Origin of the sequence: Pantoea stewartii subsp. stewartii (assembly GCF_008801695.1) — a bacterium.
Classification (GTDB): Bacteria; Pseudomonadota; Gammaproteobacteria; order Enterobacterales; family Enterobacteriaceae; genus Pantoea; species Pantoea stewartii.
This window is the reverse complement of record NZ_VZPF01000001.1, coordinates 89,736-112,236: the sequence shown is the minus strand read 5'-3', so window position 1 is coordinate 112,236 and position 22,501 is coordinate 89,736. Positions and strand designations below refer to the sequence as shown.

At 53.6% G+C, this 22,501-nt stretch carries 16 protein-coding genes; 8 read left to right on the top strand and 8 right to left on the bottom strand.

What is annotated here, in order from left to right:
- Nucleotides 1–13: 13 nt before the first annotated feature.
- Both rcsD and rcsB read left to right on the top strand, forming a co-directional pair.
- The gene (gene rcsD, locus F7Q90_RS00505; protein ID WP_006120000.1) at nt 14–2,677 is read left to right on the top strand and encodes a phosphotransferase RcsD; all 2,664 of its coding nucleotides are present in this window, start codon (nt 14–16) and stop codon (nt 2,675–2,677) included.
- A 1-nt stretch (nt 2,678) separates the two neighbouring features.
- Nucleotides 2,679–3,329, top strand: coding sequence for a response regulator transcription factor RcsB (gene rcsB / locus F7Q90_RS00500; protein WP_006120001.1), 651 nt, complete (start codon nt 2,679–2,681; stop codon nt 3,327–3,329).
- A gap of 43 nt (nt 3,330–3,372) precedes the next feature.
- Here the strand turns inward: rcsB and rcsC are convergent, their stop codons facing one another.
- Both rcsC and gyrA read right to left on the bottom strand, forming a co-directional pair.
- Nucleotides 3,373–6,219 carry a two-component system sensor histidine kinase RcsC gene (rcsC, locus tag F7Q90_RS00495; RefSeq protein ID WP_006120002.1) on the bottom strand — a complete coding sequence of 949 codons (2,847 nt, stop codon included), beginning with the start codon at nt 6,217–6,219 and terminating at the stop codon, nt 3,373–3,375.
- A gap of 221 nt (nt 6,220–6,440) precedes the next feature.
- Nucleotides 6,441–9,083 carry a DNA topoisomerase (ATP-hydrolyzing) subunit A gene (gene gyrA / locus F7Q90_RS00490; RefSeq protein ID WP_033740609.1) on the bottom strand — a complete coding sequence of 881 codons (2,643 nt, stop codon included), beginning with the start codon at nt 9,081–9,083 and terminating at the stop codon, nt 6,441–6,443.
- A gap of 176 nt (nt 9,084–9,259) precedes the next feature.
- On the opposite strand from gyrA, the gene ubiG reads away from it, so the two are divergent.
- The 4 genes from ubiG to yfaE all read left to right on the top strand — a co-directional run bounded on the left by ubiG (nt 9,260) and on the right by yfaE (nt 14,202).
- Nucleotides 9,260–9,988 carry a bifunctional 2-polyprenyl-6-hydroxyphenol methylase/3-demethylubiquinol 3-O-methyltransferase UbiG gene (gene ubiG, locus F7Q90_RS00485; RefSeq protein ID WP_006120004.1) on the top strand — a complete coding sequence of 243 codons (729 nt, stop codon included), beginning with the start codon at nt 9,260–9,262 and terminating at the stop codon, nt 9,986–9,988.
- A gap of 456 nt (nt 9,989–10,444) precedes the next feature.
- Nucleotides 10,445–12,730, top strand: a complete 2,286-nt coding sequence (gene nrdA, locus F7Q90_RS00480; protein ID WP_006120005.1) for a class 1a ribonucleoside-diphosphate reductase subunit alpha — start codon at nt 10,445–10,447, stop codon at nt 12,728–12,730.
- A gap of 78 nt (nt 12,731–12,808) precedes the next feature.
- Nucleotides 12,809–13,939 carry a class Ia ribonucleoside-diphosphate reductase subunit beta gene (gene nrdB / locus F7Q90_RS00475; protein WP_006120006.1) on the top strand — a complete coding sequence of 377 codons (1,131 nt, stop codon included), beginning with the start codon at nt 12,809–12,811 and terminating at the stop codon, nt 13,937–13,939.
- Nucleotides 13,940–13,941: 2 nt separating this feature from the next.
- On the top strand, nt 13,942–14,202 hold the full coding sequence (yfaE, locus tag F7Q90_RS00470) for a class I ribonucleotide reductase maintenance protein YfaE (protein WP_006120007.1): 261 nt from the start codon (nt 13,942–13,944) through the stop codon (nt 14,200–14,202).
- Between the two features lie 252 nt (nt 14,203–14,454).
- On the opposite strand, the gene F7Q90_RS00465 is transcribed toward yfaE, so the two are convergent.
- On the bottom strand, nt 14,455–14,844 hold the full coding sequence (locus F7Q90_RS00465) for a RidA family protein (RefSeq protein WP_006120008.1): 390 nt from the start codon (nt 14,842–14,844) through the stop codon (nt 14,455–14,457).
- Between the two features lie 145 nt (nt 14,845–14,989).
- On the opposite strand from F7Q90_RS00465, the gene F7Q90_RS00460 reads away from it, so the two are divergent.
- Nucleotides 14,990–15,577 (top strand): TetR/AcrR family transcriptional regulator, encoded by a 588-nt coding sequence (locus F7Q90_RS00460; protein ID WP_006120009.1) that lies wholly within the window; start codon nt 14,990–14,992, stop codon nt 15,575–15,577.
- Nucleotides 15,578–15,651: 74 nt separating this feature from the next.
- Here F7Q90_RS00460 and F7Q90_RS00455 read toward each other — a convergent pair whose 3' ends face one another.
- Both F7Q90_RS00455 and elaB read right to left on the bottom strand, forming a co-directional pair.
- Nucleotides 15,652–16,848, bottom strand: coding sequence for a nicotinamide mononucleotide deamidase-related protein YfaY (locus F7Q90_RS00455; RefSeq protein WP_006120010.1), 1,197 nt, complete (start codon nt 16,846–16,848; stop codon nt 15,652–15,654).
- Between the two features lie 170 nt (nt 16,849–17,018).
- Nucleotides 17,019–17,330 (bottom strand): stress response protein ElaB, encoded by a 312-nt coding sequence (gene elaB / locus F7Q90_RS00450; RefSeq protein ID WP_085980097.1) that lies wholly within the window; start codon nt 17,328–17,330, stop codon nt 17,019–17,021.
- A 332-nt stretch (nt 17,331–17,662) separates the two neighbouring features.
- On the opposite strand from elaB, the gene F7Q90_RS00445 reads away from it, so the two are divergent.
- Entirely contained in the window at nt 17,663–19,321 is a 1,659-nt protein-coding gene (locus F7Q90_RS00445) for a glucan biosynthesis protein D (protein WP_006120012.1), read from the top strand.
- Nucleotides 19,322–19,433: 112 nt separating this feature from the next.
- Here the strand turns inward: F7Q90_RS00445 and F7Q90_RS00440 are convergent, their stop codons facing one another.
- From F7Q90_RS00440 to nuoN, 3 genes are all read right to left on the bottom strand, one after another.
- A complete protein-coding gene (locus F7Q90_RS00440) occupies nt 19,434–19,904 on the bottom strand; it encodes a GNAT family N-acetyltransferase (protein ID WP_006120013.1) in 471 nt (156 codons plus the stop codon).
- A 41-nt stretch (nt 19,905–19,945) separates the two neighbouring features.
- Nucleotides 19,946–20,851, bottom strand: a complete 906-nt coding sequence (locus F7Q90_RS00435) for an alpha/beta hydrolase (protein WP_006120014.1) — start codon at nt 20,849–20,851, stop codon at nt 19,946–19,948.
- Between the two features lie 192 nt (nt 20,852–21,043).
- Nucleotides 21,044–22,501, bottom strand: coding sequence for an NADH-quinone oxidoreductase subunit NuoN (nuoN, locus tag F7Q90_RS00430; protein WP_006120015.1), 1,458 nt, complete (start codon nt 22,499–22,501; stop codon nt 21,044–21,046).

The window sequence follows — 22,501 nt, the reverse complement described above, 5'->3', positions numbered from 1 at the left end:
TATCTGAGACGCTATGTTGTATAAGTTTCCTCTGACATCCAGCAATGTCACCCGCTTTTTTATCGTATTTAACCTGGTACTGTTACTGGCGCTGGGTTGTATGGTGCAAAATTCAATTAATGCCTGGCTAACCGATAAACGCTATGCCATGGCCGATATGGCGCACGACGTACAAAAACGTATTGATACCTATCGTTTTGTGACCTGGCAAATTTATGAAAACCTCTCGGCCAGTGCGGCAGGTTCCGTCCCTGCCAGCAATTTACAAGAGACGCGTCTGCGTCCTGATGTCTATTACCTCGAAAAAACCCGACGTAAAACCGAAGCGCTGATCTTTGGTTCGCATGACAGCAGCACGCTGGATATGACGATGCGGATGTCCAGTTATCTTGATACGCTGTGGGGTGCCGAATCGCCGACCTGGTCGATGTATTTCTTAAATGGTCAGGACAACAGCCTGATTATGATATCGACCCTGCCGCTGAATGATTTGGCCACTCGCTATAAAAAGAATGCGTTAAGTTCATTAGTGGATGCGCGCCGTGCTGAAATGCTGCAGCAGGCGAATGCGCTGGATGAACGCGAAAGCTTTTCGCCTCTGCGTCATCTTGCTTTCCAGAACGATCACTACTTTACCCTGCGTACGACGTTCAATCAGCCCGGCCATCTGGCTACTGTCGTCGCGTTTGATTTGCCTGTGAATGACTTAATCCCGCTTAATATGCCGGTAGAGAACTTCCAGTTGCGTCAGGATGCCAGCTTTACCAATAACACCAGTACAAACCAGGAAGGCCTTGAGACAACCCAGGTTTCGCTGGTCAGCCACGACATTGAGATAGCCGCAGCCCTGCCCAGCACCTCGCTGCAGCTGGTTTACCGGGTCCCCCTTGTTCGCCTGCTGCTCGACAGTGCGCATAACCTGATGTGGCCACTACTGATTAACCTGGTGCTGTTTTTACTTTCACTGAGTGGCGTATTGTTACTACGCAAACAATCGCTTCGTCCCAGTGAAAACCAGAGTGCTGAACTGGACTCCCTTCGCGTACTCAATCAGGAGATTGTGGCCAGCTTACCTGTGGGCCTGTTGGTGTACGACTTTGCGAGTAACCGTACCTTGTTAAGTAATAAGATCGCCGAGCATCTTTTGCCTCACCTGAACCTGCAAAAGATCATCAATATGTCCGATCAGCATCAGGGTGTATTACAGGCTACGATCAACAACGAAGTGTACGAAATACGCCATGCGCGTAGCGTTTTATCGCCGCATACACAGCTGTTTATGATGCGCGATCAGGATCGGGAATTACTGGTCAACAAGAAACTGCAAAAAGCACAGCAGGTGCTGGATCGCAACCACCAGATGCGTCAGCAGTTGCTGCATCACCTTGGCCATGCGTTAAACCAGCCGCTGGAAAAAATCGTCTCGCAGTTGGTGCAGTTGAGTCAGCGTGATAACGACGAAAGCGTGCTGGATATTCTGGACGAGAGCCAGTCACTGGCTCGTCTGGTGGACGATATCGTGCTGCTCAATCGTCTTGAAGCGCATGACTGGTCACCTGATGCGTCGGTATTTAACCTGCAAGAGTTACTGGACGAAATTACGCTGGAGAGCCTGCCGCTGCTGCGCCGCAAAGGCCTGTCCCTGGTGGTGAATAATCATCTGGCAAATGACGAGATGCGCTTTGGCGATCGACGTGCATTGCGCAAAATCCTCACCACGCTGATGCATTATGCGCTGATTACCACCCGCTGGGGCAAGATTACCCTGGCGGTGAAGACGGCAGAGAACCAGCCTGACCGGGTCTATATTGAACTGGTGGATACCGGTGCCGGACTGACCGTGGATGAACTGGCCAACGTGGACTTCCCGTTCCTGGGCGATACCAGTCAGGATCGTTATGGTCAGGCGTCCGGTATGGCGTTTTTCCTGTGCAAGCAGTTGTGTAAACAAATGGGCGGTAGCCTGGAGATTGTGGCGAAAGCCGATATCGGCACACGCTATAACATTCAACTGCCCCTCACGCTAGAGGAACAGCGTGATGAGGAGGAAGAGAAAATCCTGGAAGGCGTAACCGCGCTGGTGGAGATCGCCGTTGAAGATGTCCACAAAATTGTTTGTCGCCATCTGGAAAACTGGGGCGCGCGCTGCCTGACGCCTGATGAACGTATTTCGGGTCAGGATCACGACGTACAGATCACCGACGATCCGGGCAAACTGAGTGGCTGGGCATTGTTACTGGCAGAAGACGAACCGGGCCATCATGCGCTGAACGATCAACAGTATCGCGTCAATTTCAATCTCAGTAATGCACTACTGGATGCATTACTGGCACTGATTGAGAAGCAATTGTCCCACGATGTAATGGAGGATAACACTGAAGAAGATGACGCCAGCACGCCACTGCTAAGTGGAGGCTATTTCCAGCTGTTTACTGAGACAGTACCGGATGATGTAAAGAGATTGTATACTGAGTCAGCGATAAACGATTATGCCTCGCTTGCTCAGACTGCCCATCGCCTTAAAGGCGTGTTTGCTATGCTTAATTTGACACCGGGCAAACAGCTTTGTGAAGAATTAGAACACCACATCAAAGTGTGTGACGATTCAAACATTAAAAATACCACCAGTAATATTGACGCTTATGTCAATCAACTGCTGCAGCAAGGTAACCAATAAGATGAATAACCTGAATGTAATTATTGCCGATGATCACCCAATTGTTCTTTTCGGTATCCGAAAATCTCTGGAACAAATTGAGTGGGTTAACGTTGTGGGTGAGTTTGAAGACTCAACAGCACTGATTAACAACCTGTCCAAGCTTGATGCCAATGTGCTGATCACCGACCTCTCTATGCCGGGTGAAAAGTATGGTGACGGTATTACGCTGATCAAATATATCAAACGCCATTATCCTGATCTGTCGATCATTGTTCTGACCATGAACAACAACCCGGCCATCCTCAGCTCCGTGCTGGATCTGGATATCGAAGGTATCGTTCTGAAGCAAGGTGCGCCAACCGATCTGCCTAAAGCGCTGGCTGCGCTGCAGAAAGGCAAGAAATATACGCCGGAAAGCGTGGCGAAACTGCTGGAGAAAATCAGTGCCGGCGGTTATGGCGATAAGCGTCTTTCGCCTAAAGAGAGCGAAGTATTACGTCTCTTCGCTGAAGGCTTCCTGGTAACGGAAATTGCGAAGAAGCTGAACCGCAGTATTAAGACCATCAGTAGCCAGAAAAAATCGGCCATGATGAAGTTGGGTGTGGATAACGATATTGCCCTGCTCAACTATCTGTCATCGGTCAGCGCGACCCAGATCGACAAAGAGTAAGTTTTCAGGCGGTGCACTCGCACCGCCTCCTTCCGCTTCTCTTTTATCCCTGCCGGGCTTTACGTACCCGCTCCGCATAGATACCCAGCGTTGATTTCAGCACATCCAGCGTCACGGGCTTCGACAAGCAGTTGTCCATCCCTGCGTCCATACAACGCTGCTTTTCTTCGGCCAGCGCGTTCGCCGTGACGCCTATCACCGGGAACACATGCCCTAACTGACGCAGGCGCTGAGCCAGACGATAACCGTCCATATTGGGCATGTTCACATCGGTCAGCACAATATCAATTGTATTACGGCTTAAGACATTTAAGGCGTCAACACCATCCTGGGCGGTTTTCACCTGATAACCCAGCGTGCCAAGCTGCTCTGACAGCAGCATGCGGTTGATAGGATGATCGTCAACGATCAGCACCATAATGTCGTCATTATGGATTTTCTCTTCGACCGGCCCGCTCAGAGAAAGCGCGTCCGTGCTCTCGGTTTCCACGGCAATGCGGTAAATACGCGCCAGTAAAGTCGGCAGTTCATGCAGGGTTGCCGTGCTGTGGATCCAGCGCCCTGCCTGCGGCTCACGCGGCATATCCACATGCGCGCCGTCAAACGTGATAACCGCACGCACCTGGGGGAATGTTTCCATTGCATAGTCGGTTAACACCACATCATCACTGCCAGGGTTTGCCAGCATATCGGCGACCTGGAAGCCATGTTGCTTCAACAGCCTGTCCAGATACTGGGCCAGGTACTCATTGCGCATTGCCAGCCAGATTTTCTTATCCTGAAGCCCGTCAAGCAGTGGAATGGACGGCTGCTTACCATTGTAGATGGGGATACGCACGATAAACTGGCTTCCCATTCCCGGCTCTGACTCCACCTCAATATCACCGTCCATCATGTTGATCAGCTTTTCACAAATCGCCAGGCCCAGCCCGGTGCCCTGGAAATTACGCTGGACGCCATTTCCGACCTGGAAGAACGGATCGAATAACCGGGTGAGCTCTTTTGCCGGAATCCCGACGCCGGTATCACGCATACGAAAGGCCAGATAGCCCTGGGTGACGTATGCATGCAGGATGATGCATCCGGTATGCGTAAATTTGATCGCATTATTGAGCAGGTTAGAAATCACCTGTTGCAGACGCAGGGGATCGCCATCGAGGAACTGCGGAACATCGTGTTCAATATAGCAGTACAGTGTCAGGCGTTTTTTCACCACCAGCGACAGATAGTTACCGACAATATGGGTAATCACTTCACGCGGGGAGAAAGGACGCGGTTCAATCTTCAACTGTTCCGACTCGATTTTCGAGAAATCGAGAATATCGCTGATGATTTTTAACAGCAGACTGGAGGAGTTGTTCATGGCGGTGACCAGCGAGTCGATACCGCTGGGCAACTGTCGTGTCTGTAATAAATCCAGATTACCAATAATGCCGTATAACGGCGTGCGCAGTTCATGGCTGACCGTGGCCAGAAACATCGATTTCGACTGGCTGGCCTGTTCAGCGGCATGCGCCATCTCCTGCAATGACTGCTCCATACGAACGCGCGCGGACACGTCAACCAGCACGCAGATGGCGACGTTTTCATTGCGATATCGGGAATGCACAAAGCTGATTTGCAGATTGGTGTTGCTGCCCGTCAGGACATCCACAAAGTTGACCTGTTGGCCGCCGATAATTTCATTTAACCGCTTGCGGTCTTCCTGCGTCAGCAACGTAAGATAGTTATGCGCCAGCTCATTACTCAGAATGTTGGTGCCATCGCTGGTGCGCAGAATACAGATCCCGACCGGTGCTGACGCCACGATCTTACGGTTAAACTGCTCATGCTCTTCCAGCCTGTGTGCATTCTCTTCCGCAGGCAAAAACATGCGCCGCTCAAATAACCAGGCCAGCGTAAACAGCAGTACCGCACTCATGATATTGAGCAGCACCGCGTTAATCATCATGAGCCTGAGCTGATCGACCAGGACATCCGTTGACACCGACCAGATCACATTGAGTTCTGATGGCGGTAAGGGTTTCTTGAGCACCAGCTGGCGATAACCGTCCAGATAACCAAACCAGGTTTTATCGTCGGGTAATTCGTTTAGCGAGAAACCTACGCCTCCCCGGCGTGACGTCAGCAACGGCGTATAATTTTCGTCGGTTATGGTCGCGGTCACCGGCAGGCTGCCGGGCTGGATAAATTCATCAAGGCGGATATTTTGCTCTACGCCCAGCAAAGCCTGCAGTTTATCGGCCACATAGACCGGCATCACCACAGAGAAGCTGCCTACACCAGGCTGAGCGGAGCTGCTCACCCAGTAAGCCGGATTACGCTGGTCCTCTTCCGGGCTGTTACGGTAACGCTGCAGGTTTTCCCGCAGAAGCTTCAGACTGCGATCGCGACTGACATTATTATTGTTATTGCTGACGGTAAAGTCAGCCAGGCACCTGTTATCGCCGCCAATCAGGAAGACCCGGTTCAGCTCGTAGGAGGAGGCGAAATTGCTTTTCCAGTAGTTAATGTAGTTGCCTAAGGAATCAAGCGAGTTGCGCCAGGTGGTGCTCATGGAGGCACAGTCGTCACCGGAATATAACGGCATAAACTGCGGCTGAATCAGATTGTCCGCCTGGGACTGACCGATGGGTGCAGGTCTGGCGAGCCGGTTTTCAGCAATATATTTGAGTTCACGCATCATGCCCGCAGAATGACGGACGTACCAGTCAATGGTGCCGTAGTTACTGGCAAACTCCTGACGTACCTTATTCTCTTTGTCATGCAGGACGCTGATAATATAGAACGTCGTCAAAACAGCGCCCAGCAACCAGATGAGCAGTGCCAGCGCGCGAAACAGATTGCGCGAAATGCGCAGCGTCGTGCGGAAAGAAACTAGATATTTCAAAGGTGACTCGCAGGTGGCAAGGTTAGTCGCATTGTTGGATTTTTGATGTTCATACACTAGCTTTATCGCAGCGAAAAAGCCAGTCGACTCCGGGCTCAGGGCGCAGTTTGAGAATGTTTGACCTGCCGCCCACCTCTCCTCTCGCTGTCTTCACAGCCAAAAAAAACGGCAGGCCGGGTTACCCCTGACCTGCCGTTGCGGTTTAACGTACGACGGGTAACTTACTCGTCGTCGTCCACTGCCGGTTCATCATCGTCGTCATTGTCGACTTCAGGTACGATATCATCGTCCCCTTCCGCCACGCTGCCATCGATAGCATCCAGCTCTTCTTCTTCCACCGGTTCCGCTACGCGCTGCAGACCGACAACATTCTCGTCTTCGGCTGTACGAATCAGGATCACACCCTGGGTATTACGGCCCACGATGCTGACTTCGGAGACACGGGTTCTTACCAGTGTGCCGGCATCGGTGATCATCATGATCTGATCGCTGTCGACAACCTGTACCGCACCAATAACCGGGCCATTACGCTCAGTTACTTTGATGGAAATCACGCCCTGCGTTGCACGGGATTTGGTCGGGTACTCACTGTTCGCGGTACGCTTACCGTAGCCGTTCTGCGTAACCGTAAGAATAGCGCCCTCTTCACGCGGCACGATCAGCGAAACTACGCGATCGTTTTGCGCCAGCTTAATGCCCCGTACGCCCGAAGCCGTTCGGCCCATGGCACGTACCGCGGATTCTGCAAAGCGCACCACCTTACCGGCCGCAGAGAACAACATCGCCTCATCGTTGCCGTTCGTCAGCGCCACACCGATCAGCTCATCGTCATCACGCAGGTTAATCGCGATAATGCCTGCGCTACGTGGGCGGCTAAACTCCTGCAGACCCGTTTTCTTCACGGTCCCGCTGGCGGTAGCCATGAAGATATTAAAGCCTTCGGTGTATTCACGTACCGGCAGAATCGCCGTAATACGTTCGTTGGCTTCCAGCGGCAACAGGTTAACGATAGGACGCCCACGTGCACCACGGCTGGCTTCAGGCAACTGGTAGACTTTCATCCAGTAGAGCCGGCCACGGCTGGAGAAGCACAGGATCGTGTCGTGGGTATTCGCCACCAGCAGACGATCGATAAAGTCTTCTTCTTTGATTCGGGCGGCAGACTTGCCTTTACCGCCACGGCGCTGGGCTTCATAGTCGCTCAGCGGCTGATATTTCACATAGCCCTGATGCGACAATGTCACCACAACATCTTCCTGATTGATCAGGTCTTCGATGTTGATGTCGGCGCTGTTAGCCGTAATTTCAGTGCGGCGGTCGTCGCCGAACTGATCGCGCATCAGCTCAAGCTCTTCGCGAATGACTTCCATCAGACGTTCTGAGCTGGACAGGATGTGCAGTAATTCTGCAATCTGATCCAGCAGCTGTTTGTACTCGTCCAGCAGCTTCTCATGCTCAAGGCCGGTCAGCTTCTGCAGACGTAAGTCCAGAATGGCCTGCGCCTGTTGTTCTGTCAGGTAATACTGACCATCACGGATACCGAACTGCGCTTCCAGCCACTCTGGACGGGCCGCATCGTCGCCTGCACGTTCCAGCATCGCGGCCACATTGCCCAGCGCCCACGATTGCGAGATCAGACCCGCTTTTGCTTCCGCTGGCGTTGGTGCGCGGCGAATCAGTTCGATAATCGGATCGATGTTAGCCAGCGCAATCGCCAGACCTTCAAGGATATGTGCCCGATCGCGCGCCTTGCGCAGTTCGAAAATAGTACGGCGTGTCACCACTTCACGGCGATGGCGAACGAAGGCTTCGAGAATCTCCTTCAGCGCCATAATCTTCGGCTGGCCCTGATGGAGAGCGACCATGTTGATACCGAAAGAGGTCTGCAACTGAGTCAGGGAATAGAGGTTATTGAGAACCACTTCACCAACGGCGTCACGCTTGATTTCAATGACGATACGCATGCCGTCTTTATCAGACTCATCGCGCAGCGCACTGATTCCTTCGACGCGCTTTTCTTTCACCAGCTCGGCAATCTTTTCTATCAGGCGCGCTTTGTTCACCTGATAGGGCAGTTCGTGAATGACGATGGTTTCACGTCCGGTTTTGGCATCCACTTCCACTTCACCACGGGCACGGATGTAAACTTTACCGCGACCGGTGCGATAGGCTTCTTCAATGCCGCGACGCCCGTTGATAATGGCCGCCGTCGGGAAATCAGGCCCCGGAATGTGTTCCATCAGCCCTTCAACGCTGATGTTTTCATCTTCAATATAAGCCAGGCAGCCGTTAATCACTTCGCGCAGGTTATGCGGCGGAATGTTAGTGGCCATACCGACGGCAATACCGGACGATCCGTTGACCAGCAGGTTAGGGATTTTGGTGGGCAGAACTTCAGGGATCTGCTCGGTACCGTCGTAGTTCGGTACGAAATCAACGGTCTCTTTTTCCAGATCAGCTAACAGGTCGTGGGCGATTTTAGACATGCGCACTTCGGTATAACGCATCGCCGCAGCGGAGTCGCCGTCGATGGATCCGAAGTTGCCTTGACCGTCCACCAGCATGTAACGCAGGGAGAAAGGCTGGGCCATACGTACGATGGTGTCGTAAACGGCAGAATCACCATGCGGGTGATATTTACCGATAACGTCACCGACGACGCGGGCAGATTTTTTATAGGGTTTGTTCCAGTCATTACCCAGTTCGCTCATCGCGTAGAGTACGCGGCGATGTACTGGCTTCAGGCCATCACGCACATCGGGTAAAGCTCGGCCAACAATGACCGACATGGCGTAATCGAGGTAAGAATTTTTTAACTCTTCTTCGATATTAACCGGTGTAATTTCTCTCGCAAGGTCGCTCATGGAGCCGCTATCCCTCTACTAATCCCGGATTTTAAAGGTGCGAAAGTATATCACACCGCAATTCACTGGTGAACGTTAACCACCTTATTAAGGTGCTTTTACTCATGTTGATAAGGTGCGCCATGATAAGTTAAGCGTTTATACTGATGTCACATTTTGTCAGGAGTCACGATTCAATGAATGCACAACCACAGAACCCTCAGCACAATGTCGATGCACAGGAAATTGCCAAGTTCGAGGCCGTTGCCTCGCGCTGGTGGGATCTGGAGGGCGAATTTAAACCGCTGCACCGTATTAATCCCCTGCGGCTGGGCTACATTGCGCAACACAGTCACGGGCTGTTCGGTAAAAAAGTGCTCGATGTCGGCTGTGGTGGCGGTATCCTGGCGGAAAGCATTGCCCGGGAAGGTGCAATCGTCACCGGGCTGGATATGGGCGCGGAGCCACTTGAAGTGGCACGACTGCATGCGCTGGAGAGCGGCGTGACGCTCGACTATGTGCAACAAACGGTCGAGGAGCATGCCAGCCAGCATGCAGGCCAGTACGATGTGGTGACCTGTATGGAGATGCTTGAGCACGTGCCGGATCCACGTTCGGTGGTGCACGCCTGCGCGCAGCTGGTTAAACCCGGTGGCGAGGTGTTCTTCTCGACCATTAACCGTAATCCCAAAGCCTGGCTAATGGCGATTTTCGGTGCGGAATATGTCCTGCGCATGGTGCCGCGTGGGACGCATGATGTGAAGAAATTTATCCGTCCCTCTGAGCTGCTGGGTTGGGTGGATGAAACCCCACTGCGTGAACGCGACATGACGGGCCTGCACTACAACCCGCTTACCGATCGGTTCCGTCTGGGCAAAGGTGTGGACGTGAACTACATGATCCACACGCATCACGGCGAGGCTTAATTCCTGTGCAGCGTGCGGCTTTGCCCACGCTGCTGTCATCCCACTGTCATCACAAAACGCTATCCTCCCTGCCGCTACGCGTTAAGCCCTCTGGCACGACGGCTATGGCTCAAAACAGGATTTCGCATAGACCAATGCTGGAAAAAGTCGCGCAATGTTTGAAAAATCAGCGGTCGATCATAAATCGCAATATTTTCTCAGACTGGTTGACAAGACCTGCGGCCTTACGAGACGCGGCCTAAGAAAACCCGCAGAAAATACAACCCCCGCAGACATCATTTTTTCCTCTTGTTAAGCGCCAGCAAAATACTAGAATAAGCCTCCATATTGTTATACTTATCTTCGACAACCCCAAGATGTAGTGTTTATCCACAACATTATTCACAATGAATATGCTGTGTATAAATCGGGATTTCTTTTAATTATTGGATACTCACGCAAAGGTAAAAACGCGACATGAACCAAAGTCTGCTCGTTACTAAACGCGATGGCCGCCAGGAGCGCATTGATCTCGACAAAATTCACCGTGTCCTCGACTGGGCAGCTGAAGGGCTGAACAATGTGTCGGTTTCACAGGTAGAGCTGCGTTCCCACATTCAGTTTTATGATGGCATCAAAACCTCTGACATCCATGAAACGATCATCAAGGCCGCTGCAGACCTTATTTCTCGCGATGCCCCTGACTATCAGTATCTTGCCGCCCGTCTGGCGATCTTCCACCTGCGTAAAAAAGCGTACGGCCAGTTTGAGCCGCCCGCGCTGTACGATCAGGTCGTTAAGATGGTTGACCTGGGCAAATACGATCGCCATCTGCTGGAAGACTACAGCCGTGAAGAGTTCGAGCAGATGGACGGCTTCATCGACCACTGGCGCGACATGAATTTCTCCTACGCGGCCGTGAAACAGCTGGAAGGCAAATATCTGGTTCAGAACCGCGTCTCCGGTGAGATCTATGAAAGCGCCCAGTTCCTGTACATTCTGGTAGCCGCCTGCCTGTTCTCAGGCTATCCGCGTGCGACCCGGATGGATTACATCAAGCGTTTCTACGATGCGATTTCCACGTTTAAAATCTCCCTGCCGACGCCAATCATGTCGGGAGTACGTACGCCAACCCGTCAGTTCAGCTCCTGTGTCCTGATTGAATGTGGCGACAGCCTGGATTCCATCAACGCGACCTCCAGCGCTATTGTGAAATACGTTTCACAACGCGCAGGTATTGGTATTAACGCGGGTCGTATCCGCGCGCTGGGCAGCCCGATTCGCGGCGGTGAAGCTTTCCATACCGGTTGTATCCCGTTCTACAAGCACTTCCAGACGGCGGTGAAATCCTGTTCGCAGGGCGGCGTCCGTGGCGGCGCAGCAACGCTGTTCTATCCGATGTGGCATCTGGAAGTGGAAAGCCTGTTAGTCCTGAAAAACAACCGTGGGGTGGAAGGTAACCGCGTGCGTCACATGGACTACGGTGTGCAACTCAACAAAATGATGTACCAGCGCCTGCTGAAGGGCAAGGACATCACGCTGTTTAGTCCGTCAGACGTACCTGGCCTGTACGATGCGTTCTTTGCCGATCAGGACGAATTTGAACGTCTTTACACCAAATACGAACAAGACAGCAGCATTCGTAAGCAGCGTGTGAAAGCGGTGGATCTGTTCTCGCTGATGATGCAGGAACGCGCCTCTACCGGCCGTATCTACATCCAGAACGTTGACCACTGCAACACACACAGCCCGTTTGACGCCAGTATTGCGCCAGTACGCCAGTCGAACCTGTGTCTGGAAATTGCGCTGCCAACTAAACCGCTCAATGACGTCAACGACGAAAACGGTGAGATTGCGCTCTGTACGCTGTCAGCATTTAACCTTGGTGCGATTGACAGCCTGGACGATCTGGAAGAGCTGGCCACGCTGGCCGTACGCGCGCTGGATGCACTGCTGGATTATCAGGATTACCCGATTCCGGCCGCGCAACGGGGTGCGATGGGTCGTCGTACGCTGGGCATTGGCGTCATTAACTTTGCTTACTACCTGGCGAAGCACGGCGTGCGCTACTCCGACGGCAGCGCGAATGGCCTGACGCACAAAACCTTTGAAGCCATTCAGTACTACCTGCTGAAAGCCTCAAATGAGCTGGCTAAAGAGCAAGGCGCCTGCCCGTGGTTCAATGAAACCACCTATGCACAGGGCGTGCTGCCGATTGATACCTACAAGAAAGATCTGGATGCGATTTGCAACGAGCCGCTGCACCTGGACTGGGAAACCCTGCGCGAGCAGATTAAAACCCACGGCCTGCGCAACTCGACGCTTTCTGCCCTGATGCCGTCTGAAACCTCGTCGCAGATTTCAAACGCCACCAACGGTATCGAACCGCCGCGCGGCCATATCAGTATTAAAGCGTCTAAAGACGGTATCCTGCGTCAGGTGGTGCCGGAATATGAGCGTCTTAAAGATCAGTACGAACTGCTGTGGGATATGCCGTCCAATGATGGCTACCTGCAACTGGTTGGCGTAATGCAGAAATTCATCGATCAGGCGATTTCGTCAAATACCAACTACGATCCGTCGCGCTTCCCGAATGGCAAAGTGCCGATGAAGCAACTGCTGAAAGATCTGCTGACCGCCTACAAGTTTGGCGTGAAAACGCTCTACTACCAAAACACCCGTGATGGTGCGGAAGATGCGCAGGACGATCTGGCACCTTCTATTCAGGATGATGGCTGCGAAAGCGGCGCCTGTAAGATCTGACGGTCGGGCGGAAGCCTTTCCCGCCCACATTTTTCCGCGAGGCCGGTGCTGAGCCTCGTCTACCATGGACAGTTTTTTATGGCTTACTCCACTTTTTCACAAAACAAAAATGACCAGCTGAAAGAGCCTATGTTTTTCGGTCAGTCCGTTAACGTGGCGCGCTTTGATCAGCAGAAATACGATATCTTTGAAAAACTGATCGAAAAGCAGCTTTCGTTCTTCTGGCGTCCTGAAGAAGTCGATGTCTCGCGCGATCGCATCGACTACCAGGCCCTGCCCGATCATGAAAAGCATATCTTCATCAGCAACCTGAAATACCAGACGTTACTGGACTCGATTCAGGGACGCAGCCCGAACGTGGCACTGCTGCCGCTGATCTCGATTCCGGAACTGGAAACCTGGATCGAAACCTGGGCGTTCTCCGAAACGATCCACTCTCGCTCGTACACCCACATCATTCGCAACATCGTGAACGATCCGTCTGTGGTGTTTGACGATATCGTCACCAACCAGCAGATTCTCGCGCGTGCGCAGGACATCTCTAAATACTACGATGACCTGATTGAGATGACTAACTACTGGCATTTGCTGGGTGAAGGTACGCATCAGGTCAATGGTAAGTCCATTACGGTTAACGTGCGCGCGCTGAAAAAGCAGCTGTATATTTGCCTGATGAGCGTCAATGCGCTGGAAGCGATCCGCTTCTACGTCAGCTTTGCCTGCTCTTTTGCGTTTGCTGAGCGAGAACTGATGGAAGGCAACGCCAAAATCATCAAGCTGATTGCACGCGATGAAGCTCTGCATCTGACCGGCACCCAGCACATGCTGAATCTGCTGCGCACCGGTGAAGACGATCCTGAAATGAAAGAAATTGCCGCCGAATGCCGTGAAGAGTGCTTCGAGCTGTTTAAGAAAGCGGCCTTACAGGAGAAAGAGTGGGCAGATTACCTGTTCAGCGGCGGCTCCATGATCGGTCTGAACAAAGATATCCTGTGCCAGTATATCGAATACATCACCAACATTCGTATGCAGGCGGTTGGCCTCGATCTGCCGTTTGAAACGCGCTCGAACCCGATTCCCTGGATCAACGCCTGGCTGGTGTCCGATAACGTTCAGGTTGCCCCGCAGGAAGTGGAAGTCAGTTCTTACCTGGTGGGTCAGATTGATTCAGAAGTGGGCGAAAACGACTTCGACGACTTCCAGTTATAACGATGAGCCGTTCTGTTGTTATTCTGCGCAGTTCCGGCACCCGACTGGAGTGCGCAGACGATCATCCTAATCTGTTGACCATGCTGGAAGCCAACAACCTGTGCGTGGAGTTTCAGTGCCGGGAAGGTTACTGCGGCTCCTGCCGTATGCGGTTACTGCGCGGCGAGGTCGACTACGCGGAAACCCCGCTGGCCTTTATTGAACAGGGGGAGATCCTGCCCTGCTGCTGTAAGGCGAAAGGTGAAATCGAGCTTGAACTCTAGTGGTTGAGCCAGAGCGTGGCTTTGTTGAATAAATGGATTTTATGCTGTGGTACTATGAAAACGGTTGTTTCAGATAACATAAAATCAATGCATTACATGCTTGCGTATGACGGTGTTCTGTCTGGCATCAGCGTTTTCTACCAAAACAGTGCAGACAAAACAGAATGATTACCTATTATTCAACAAAGCCCCAGAGCGTTTAAAAAAACCGTCATCCCAACCGGATGACGGTTTTTTTCGCCGGGTGCTGAATCAGGGGATACGGGCAATGACTTTGATTTCAAAATCGAATCCTGCCAGCCAGTTAACGCCGACCGCCGTCCAGTTAGGATAAGGTGGCTGCGGAAATATCGCTTTTTTCACTTCCATAATGGTAGCGAACTGCGTTTCAGGGTCGGTATGAAACGTGGTGACATCAATAAGATCATCGAACGAACAGCCTGCCGCCGCCAGCGTCTGGCGCAGATTCTCAAAGGCCAGTTGCACCTGAGCAGCAAAATCCGGTTCAGGCGATCCGTCCGTGCGACTGCCAACCTGACCCGAGACGAACAGCAGGTCGCCCGAGCGGATCGCAGCGGAATAGCCATGCCTTTCATACAGCGCATGACGGCCCGCCGGGAAAACTGCTTCACGATTGCTCATTGTTTTACCCTCTGGTGAGTTGTTATCAGGAAATCATGCGCCTCATGACGACATGATTTAATATACTTCCCGTATGTGAAATAAAACACACATACGCCCCGCATGTCAATTTCAGATACGCGACGTATACGAAAAGGAGAGAACCATGGCAGGACGACCTCGTGCGGTCACGATGGAAGAAAATCGCCTTAAACTGATTGCCGCCGCACGTAAAGCCTTTGCCGAAAAGGGGTTTGCTGCCGCGTCCATGGATGAGCTGACGGCGAGCGTTGGTTTAACGCGCGGTGCGCTTTATCACAATTTTGGCGATAAACGTGGCCTTCTCGCCGCTGTGGTCGCGGAAGTCGACAGTGAAATCGCCCAGCGTGCAAAAGCGCGCGCGGCCAGTGCGGGCGACAGCTGGAACCAGTTGCTGGCGGAAGGTATCGCCTATATCGAGATGGCGCTGGACCCCGAAGTGCAGCGTATTGTATTACTGGATGGCCCGGCCTTTCTTGGCGATCCCTCCCTGTGGCCCAGCCAGAACGCCTGCCTGACCGCAACCCAGCATGCACTGGAGGAGATGGTCACGAGCGGCGTGCTGAAGCCTGTGGATGTTGAAGCCGCTGCCCGCTTGCTGAATGGTGCGGCGTTTACTGCCGCCTTGTGGGTGGCCGCCAGCGCCGAGCCCCAGGCCACGCTGGCTAAAGTCACGGCGACCTTTACCGTGCTGGCGACGGGGCTACGGCGCTAAACAACGTGTTAGTTGAGGAAAGGCGGGGAACAGAAAAGAAGGCGGTCGGTGCCGTTTGGCACCGGTCCGTATTTTTAATGCTTAATAGTTTCAAGCACATCAATCCAGCCGTGCCCTGTGCTGACCTCGCTGCCGTGTAACCAGCGCCGCAGCATGTTCATTGCCATCATCGCCACCACTTTCTGACGGGTTTCCAGGTTGTGACGACCACTATTGAATTTAACACGTTGTCCCCAGGTCGCTTCCGGTGTATGGAGCGCCACAGAGATCGCGTCTTCGCTCAGGCTGCCGACGGACAGGGCAAGCTGAGTCTGCAAGCGCGTCGCCAGCGCCTGGGTGCGCATGACCTGAACATCCAGACTCTCGTCCTGCTGCGGCAGAATTTCGCTGGCGCTAAGGGGCACGTCAGCCGAAGCCAGTTGCCAGTGAAGTAACCCTGCGGTGTACTGTTCGCTGATCGCCAGCCGCCAGTGACGTTGATGCAGTTCCCGCGCCAGCAGTGCAGGCAGCCCCTCAGTGCCTTCAAATATCGTACACTCGGCCAGCAACAAACGTACCTGCTGCCAGACCTGCTCCATCGCGACGCGCTGTTCGGCTGGCCCCGTAAGTTTGATTTCGATAATCGGCATGGAAGAACGGTAGCCCATCAGCACGTTCTCCGGCAGCGGCAAGGGTTCCAGTTCATTCGCAATGTCGCTTTCTCCCCGGCCAAAGGTGGTCAGCCGCAGGCAAACGGGCGGTTCAGGCAGGTCAAACTTCGCTTTCAGACGCGGAATGATTTGTTGTTCGACCATCACCTTGAATTCAGAGGGAACGCCTGGCGTAAAGAACATCCAGCAGCGATTGAGTTGCAGTGCAAAGCCACAGGCGGTGCCGACCGGGTTATCCAGCATTTCGGCGTTAGCGGGAATTTCTGCCTGTTTACGGTTGCTCTCAGCCATAACCCGTCCGCGGCTGGCAAACCAGGCTTCCATCGTTTCCAGCCAGGCTTCCTGCATCACCAGCCCGACCCCGCTCGCTTTGGCCGCGGCCTGGGCGCTAAGGTCGTCAGTGGTTGGACCCAGTCCACCATTCACGATGAGCACGTCCGCCTCAAGACTGCGGGCCTTTAGCGTTTCCACCAGCGACGACATTGCGTCACCCACCGTAGTCCGGCTGGTCATCGGCAGCCCGTGTTGAAATAACACATCAGCCAGCCAGGCGGCGTTGGTATCGACGATTTGTCCATGTAACACTTCATCGCCCGTGGACAGCATTTCAACTCTTATCACATTCATTCTCCTTGTGCCTGTCGCTTTACTTTAGAAAGCCCCTGAACAAAACACAATCTGCGGGCAGGAATTAACCGGGTAACGGCATTTTCAGGCAGGTGACAGAAGTGCGGAAGAACCAGAAAGGGAGAACGGACAGGACAGCGCCTGCCCGTTTTAGGCGATTGAGATTAGCGACGCGCCAGCAGCAGGCCTAATACCAGCCCTGCAGTAGCACCGATGCCAATGCCCTGCCACGGTTTTTCATGGACGTAATCATCAGCACGGTACGCGGCCTGTTTGGCACGGTAGTAATAGCTATCTGAGGTCTGGCTGACACGTGATTTAACATCTTCCAGCGCGCGTTCAGCTTTGGTTTTCAGTTCGATATATTTCTGATCGGCCGGATCACCTGATGACTTCAGCACTTCTTCCAGCGTTTCAGTCAGCAGTGCGATATCGTCGTCATAGCCCGTGTCGAAAGATTCAGTCTGTTTTACCATCATTTCCTCCATGTGAATTGCAATGCACCTGGTTAACTATAGCCATAAATGAGGGCTTTGCGCGGCCCCTTACCAGGAATCACCTGAAAATCGGCGCAAGGAAAGCGCACGCGCGTCAACTTATGGCAGGCTGTGATTACGCAAAGAAGTGTAAGAGATGACTTGCTTAAAGCAATTTCGCTTCGTTTATTTGATTTATCTGATAAATTTTCAGCGAACTGAATTTTTCTCTAAGCCGACTGTCGTACCCTGCTGTTGCCTGTAATAATCAGGCTCTGTGCTTCGACACGACAGTCACAACAAACTCGAAAAGCTAAGGAATGATCTCCGGCATGAATCGAAGAATGTTTATGAAAGCGTCAATGGCCTTCTCCGCGGTGAGCGGTATGACAGGCTTATCAACGCTATTCGCGCAATCCGCCTGGGCAGATGATGGCATTGCTGACGGAATCGCAGTGCGCTTCGATTTCGACGAGTTAAAAAAGAACGCGGCCGCACTGGCCAAAAAGCCGTGGGGTGGTCCACCGGGCCCGCTGCCGCAAACGCTGGCTAACCTGACGCCGCAGGCTTACAACGATATTCAGTACGATGCTAATCACTCGCTGTGGAACAACATTCCGAATCGCGAGCTTGATGTGCAGTTTTTCCACGTCGGCATGGGCTTTAAACGCCGCATCCGCATGTTTTCCGTCGACAGTGCCAGCCGTGAGGCACGCGAAATCCACTTCCGCACCGAGCTGTTTAACTACAACGATGCGAAAGTCGACACTAAACAGCTGGAAGGCAAAACCGATCTGGGGTTTGCGGGCTTCCGTGCCTTTAAAAAACCCGAACTGGCCCGCCGCGATATCGTCTCCTTTCTCGGTGCCAGCTACTTCCGTGCTGTCGATGATACTTACCAGTACGGCCTGTCCGCGCGTGGCGTCGCCATTAACACCTTCAGCAATGGTCAGGAAGAGTTTCCGGACTTTACGGCGTTCTGGTTTGAAACGCCGAAAGCCGAAGACACAACCTTCACCTGCTATGCCTTACTGGATGGGGCCAGCATCACTGGCGCATACAAGTTTGTGATTCACTGCGAAGCCGAACGCGTGGTGATGGACATTGAGAATCATCTCTTTGCCCGCAAGGATATTCGTCAGTTAGGCATTTCGCCGATGACCAGTATGTTCAGCTGCGGCACCAACGAGCGTCGGATGTGTAACACCTACCATCCCCAGATTCACGACTCCGATCGTCTGGCAATGTGGAGCGGGAAAGGGGAATGGATTGCCCGTCCGCTGAATAACCCTCAGCGCCTGCAGTTCAACGCCTACGAAGATGAAAACCCGCGTGGTTTTGGTCTGCTTCAGCTTGATCATGACTTTGAGAATTATCAGGACGTGATTGGCTGGTATAACAAGCGGCCAAGCCTGTGGGTGGAACCGGTTGGTAAGTGGGGTAAAGGTGCCATCAACCTGATGGAAATCCCCACGACCGGTGAAACGCTCGATAACATCGTCTGCTTCTGGCAGCCCGCCGAACCGATCAAAGCGGGCAACGCGTTCAGCTTTTCGTACAAACTCTACTGGAGCGCACTGCCGCCCGTACAGAGCCAACTGGCGCGCGTGGATGCAACCCGCACCGGCATCGGCGGCTTCCCCGAAGGCTGGGCGCCAGGCGAGCACTTCCCGGATGTGTGGTGCCGTCGTTTTGCTGTCGACTTTATCGGCGGCGATTTGCAGGCCGCCGCACCAAAGGGCATTGAACCGGTGATTACCGTGTCCTCCGGCACCTTTAAGCAGGTTGAGATTCTGTATGTTGAGCCGATCAAAGGGTACCGTATCCTCTTTGACTGGTATCCTGACAGCGACAGCGTACAACCCGTTGAGATGCGTCTGTTCCTGCGCACCAAAGACGAAACGCTGAGCGAAACGTGGCTCTATCAGTATGTGCCGCCCCCGCCAGACCAGCGTAAATACGTTGACGATCGCCAGATGACCGTCAGCTAACACGGCCATCTCACGGCATAATGCATCTCAGGCCTGGCGCCGGGATGCATTTTTTTTGCGTACGTGAAAAGAACACGCGACAGGCTGAGGGAGGAATAAAACCGTCAGGTCGTTAGCGCGGTTTATTTCCCCCTGCTCTGCGCATATCAATATGAGGAATATCGTCCTCAAGGTAGCTGTCGCTGACCGCCACAAAACCGTGACGCTGATAAAACCCCGCCAGATGCGCCTGGGCAGAAAGAAACTGTGCATGCCCTGGCCAGTGCTGTTCACAGCTGGCTATCGCCTGCACCATCAACTGGTTACCTAAATTCAGGCCACGGGCTTTGCTGGAGATGATGACGCGCCCAATTTTTACCTCTGTCTCGGCGCGCCGGGGCGACAGGATGCGCGCATAGGCCAGCAGGTCATCCTGCGCCATGCCGAGGAGGTGACGATTCTCCCCCTGCAAATCCTGACCATCCACATCCAGATAGGCGCACTGCTGCTCCACGACGAAGACTTCACAGCGCAACGCCAGTACTGCATAAAGCTGCGGGACGCTTAATGCCTGCTGGTGCAGATCCAGCCAACTGATATGCATGTCTCATCCTCATTCAATAACCGACCCATCACTGTAGCCTGCTAGCGGCTTTGCAGCCAGTGTTGATAACGCGCAGGCCAGGCCATGGTGGGTGTGCCGGGTTTCCCCATACCAAAACCGTGCCCGCCGGTTGGGTAGCGGATCATCTCCACATTTACGTGATGTTGCTGACAGGCTCGCGCCATGATCAGCGTGTTGTGGGGATCGGATATCGGGTCATCTTCGGCCTGCACCAGAAAAAAAGGCGGTGATGCTGCTGTCACCGTATTCTGCACCGACCAGGCGGCTTCTTCTGCCGCCGTAGGATGCGCCCCCAGCAAAATGCGGTGAGTGGATGTGTGCGTATAAGGCGCTTCCAGCGTAATGACGGGATAAATCAGCGCGGCACCGTCAACCTGAACAGGTGCGCTGTCCTGTGCCTCTGTCACCGCCCCCATGCGCGCGCCCATCGGGCTGATGGCCATCCCGAGCAAATGCGCACCGGCCGAAAACCCCAGCACCGTTAACCCTGTTGCCTGCGCTTTGACCAGTTGCAGGGCACGCAGCGCATCCTGCAGGGCAACCCGGTTACCATCGCCCCAGTGTTCGGACGGCAGACGATAACGCAATATCGCCGCAGTGTAGCCGCGCGCCGTTAACCAGCGAGCCGCGGGCCAGGCTTCTTTTGCCATTTCTATCCGTTTATAGCCGCCACCGCCGGCGATCAGGACAACATGACCGTTCCCCATGCCCGGTCGTAAGACGGTTAAGGTGGGTACGGCGATATGACGCTCTGCGCCTGAAGGCGATGTCTCAACCGGCCCTTCTGGCCCGCCACCGCCGGGTGGCGAGCCGGGCCAGAGGGGAATAACGGTTTGGGCGACAGCGGCCCGCGCGGCGAATGACAGTGTGCTTTTTGCCGTCAGCAGCGTTGCGGTACACCCCAGCAGAAAATGTCGGCGATCCATAAGCAATGCTCCCCCTTATCTGTTCGCCCATTTCAGCACGAAACTGTGGAAACAGAATGAAGATGCAGAATGAAAACGAAGAGAAAAGCGGACGCGACGTGATATTGCGAAGGCTATGCAAAAATCACCTGTGTCGATTTTCAGACAAAAAAAATCAGGCCCGAAGGCCTGATTGATCGCAACAGCGTGACATTACATCAGCGGCTGGGCCATCTGCACCAGTCTGATTAACGGCTGCGGATAAACGCCCAGCACCAACACCAGAATCGCGGAGATCAAGACAACCACGCCACCGGCGGTGAAGGCCCAGTTTGCTGGCGTATCGCGGCTCAGCAATTCAGGCGGGCTGAGATAAAGACTGACGGTAACGCGCAGATAGTAGTAAAGACCAATCGCACTGCCGACTACCACCGCACCGGTCAACCACCACAGGTTGGCGCTCACGCCAGAGGCAATCACGTAGAATTTACCGATAAAGCCCAGCGTCATGGGGATACCCGCCAGCGACAGCATCATCACGGTCATCACGGCCGACAGAATCGGACGGTGCCAGAACAGCCCGCGATAGGAGTAAAGCGAATCGGCATCCGGGCCACGATAAGGACTGGACATCAGGCTTACCACACCAAACGCGCCGAGGCTGCTGAACAGGTAACCGGCCAGGTAAACCCCTGCGGTTTCCAGCGACAGCTGATGATCTTTCACCGCAATCAGCGCGACCAGCAGATACCCCAGATGCGCAATGGAAGAGTAACCCAGCAGGCGCTTGATATTGCTTTGCGAAATCGCCATCAGGTTACCGAACAGGATGGAGACAAAGGCAATCACGGCCAGTACCGTCCGTACGGCTTCGCTGTCGGTCACCGGCGCGTACATAAACAGGCGCATGATAACGCCGAAGATCGCAATTTTGCTGGCGGTGGCAAGGAAAGTAGAAACCGGTGCGGGTGCGCCCTGATAAACGTCCGGCGTCCACAGATGGAATGGCACCAGTGACAGTTTAAAGCCCAGACCGATAATCAACATGCCCAGACCGACCAGCAGCAGCGGCTCCTGAATCATGCTGTCCGTCAGACTTTTACCCAGGCTGACGAAGCCCAGGTTGCCCGAGTCAGCGTAAATCAGCGCGATACCAAACAGCAGGAAAGACGATGCCGCCGCCGACAGGATGGTGTATTTCAGGGCCGCTTCCAGCGAACGTTTCTGACGGAAGGCGTAACCAATCAAACCAAACAACGGCAGTGACAGCAGTTCAATCCCGATAAACAATGATGCAAGGTGGTTAGACGCTGACAACACAATACCGCCCAGTGCAGCAATCAGAACCAGCAGATAAAACTCGTCCTTGTTGTCCGGGAACGTGGCCAGCCACGGATAGGCAAAAGTACAGGTTGCCAGGCTGGCGAGCATCACCAGGGCGGTATAGAACATCGAATACGCGTCTACACGCAGCAGCGGCGTGACATCCATCGCGCCAACCTGACCGACAAAATACAGTGACAGCAGTGCCAGGTTCAGGCCAACCACTGTTAGCGTGGCGTTAACAAAGTGGTTGCGTCGCCAGGCAATGGACAGCATCACAACCACCACCGTCAATCCGACGATTAACAGCGGCAGCAACGCGATCAATTGTTGAGGAGTTATTGTCAT